At 51.7% G+C, this 944-nt stretch carries 1 protein-coding gene; it reads left to right on the top strand.

Going from position 1 to position 944, the window contains the following annotated elements:
- Positions 1-70: 70 nt before the first annotated feature.
- Positions 71-944: DMT family transporter (locus R7R78_RS24770; protein ID WP_225474453.1), on the top strand; the 874-nt coding region annotated here is incomplete at its 3' end.

The raw sequence follows: 944 nt of genomic DNA on the forward strand, positions 1-944 counted from the left end.
AGGCATTGCTCGTGGCATTTCATGCATATTAAGAGCCCTCAACCCTATTCAACAAGGACGTCTATCAATCATGGGTTACGAATGGCTTGCTCTGTGCGCTGCCTTTTTATGGGCGGTTTCCAGCCTGATTTCGGTTATTCCTGCGCAGCATCTGGGTACCTTTTCTTACAGTCGTTGGCGGATGGGCTGCACAGCCGTGATTTTGTCGACCATGGCGTGGATAACCGGCGGTTGGCTAAGTGTGTCTTGGGAACACATTACGCCGATGATGGCATCCGGATTGATAGGGATCTTCATTGGCGACACCGCACTGTTTGCGTGTTTGAATCGCATGGGGCCAAGGCAAGCGGGCCTGTTGTTTTCCTGCCATGCCGTGTTTTCCACCATCTTAGGTTATTTCCTGTTTAGCGAAAGCATGACGGCCATTGAACTGCTTGGTTCTGCACTGGTGTTTAGCGGTGTGGTGATGGCGATATTCTTTGGCCGACGCGGACAAACTAACAATGTGCTCGAGGAAATCAAAGGCAACATTTGGGTTGGAGTCTCACTCGGCCTTACCGCTGCAATATGTCAGGCGCTCGGTGGCATTATTGCTAAACCGGTCATGCAAACCAGTGTCGACCCAATCGCTGCATCGGCAATTCGAATGATCAGCGCGTTCGTTGCGCACTGCTTATTACTTATCGTTGGAGTCAAAGTTGCTCGCTCCACCCAGCGCATTACTTGGCGTGTTTTTGGCATTACGGCATTGAATGGCTTTCTCGCGATGGCCGTAGGAATGACGTTAATTCTTTACGCGCTGCGCGAAGGGAACGTAGGTATGGTTGCTCTGCTATCTTCAACCACGCCAATCATGTTGCTACCGCTGCTCTGGGTTTACACTAAACGCCGACCAAACCGATTTGCTTGGTTGGGCGCGGCCCTAGCGGTGATTGGTGCGGGGA

This window comes from Vibrio sp. 2134-1 (genome assembly GCF_033339495.1).